The following is a 1,152-nucleotide window of genomic DNA, read 5'->3' on the forward strand; positions in this document are numbered from 1 at the left end:
AATTCGCACACAATTGTAGTAATGAATGTATTCTAACACAGTCTTTCGCACAGTTGTGTTGGATACTTTTGTTAGATTTTGCGAGTAGAAAGCTTCGCTTTTCAAATGTCCGAAGAAGCTTTCCATCACGGCATTATCATGGCAGTTTCCTTTCCGAGACATGCTTGTGATAATGCCTTTTTCTTTGGCATACATCTGAAATTGCTTTGCTGTATAGATGCTTCCTTGATCCGAATGAAGAATGACACCTTCTGCATTTCGTCCTCTTAATGCTTGTTTTAATGTCTCTATAGATAATTGAAGGCTAGGTGATTCACTTATCACCCAGCTAATAATTTCACGATTAAAGGCATCCATGATTGTGGAAAGATACAAGGTACGTTCTCCGAATGTCAAATATGTTACATCAGTAAACCATTTTTCATTAGAAGCTGATGCTTCAAATTGTCGATCTAAAAGGTGTGGTGCTACCACAGGTTCAGCACCAGTGATATACCTTTTTTTCTTACGACGTACACGTGATAGTAAATCGTAATGTTTCATAATGCGTAATACCTTTTTATGATTGATACAAATCCCCATTTTTCTAAGGGTAGCTGTAATCCTTCGGTATCCATAACGGAGTTTATGACGCAAACACACCTTTTTAACAGCCTTCTCTATTTCGCTTGTAGAAACTTGTGCTGTGTTTACCCAACGATAGAATGTTGAGCGTGGTAAGCCTAACACTTTACATAGTTCTTTTACAGTCATTTTATCTTTCACTTCATTCCATAGCTGAGCTACGATAACTGGGTTCAACTCCTTTCGATTTCCAGGTACTTTCCCCATACAAGTAATTGAGCCTTTAAATGTTTGTTTTCCAAACGTAACTGCTCTATTTCACTTAACTCCCCAGGTCCTTTTCCGTAAGAATACTGTTTACCTACAGGTTGTTGGAAGCGATGAGTTTGATCTGCATGATACCAGTTCATCCATCTTTTAATTTGACTTACATTTTTAATCCCTAATGTTTCCATAATTGTTCGGTTAGAATAACCTTCCTTTTTCATTTCAACGACTTTCCATTTTATTTCTTCTGGATAATGAACTCTTTTCTTCAAATGAAAAACACCTCCATTTAATTCGCATTTAGTATGCGAATTAAGGAGG

The 1,152-nt window shown here is 36.8% G+C and carries 1 protein-coding gene; it reads right to left on the minus strand.

Annotated elements, in window-relative coordinates; translation table 11 throughout:
• Nucleotides 1-1,103, minus strand: a protein-coding gene (locus J4P91_RS28660; RefSeq protein ID WP_207996793.1) for an IS3 family transposase whose coding sequence is annotated in 2 segments (ribosomal slippage) — nt 1-845 and nt 845-1,103 — 1,104 coding nt annotated over the 2 segments. Because the reading frame shifts where the segments join, the coding sequence is not laid out codon by codon here. This gene is flagged as partial in the annotation.
• Between the last annotated feature and the right edge of the window lie 49 nt (nt 1,104-1,152).

The sequence above is a fragment of the Bacillus sp. XF8 genome (assembly GCF_017498755.1).
In the GTDB taxonomy this organism is placed as follows: Bacteria; Bacillota; Bacilli; order Bacillales; family Bacillaceae_G; genus Bacillus_A; species Bacillus_A bingmayongensis.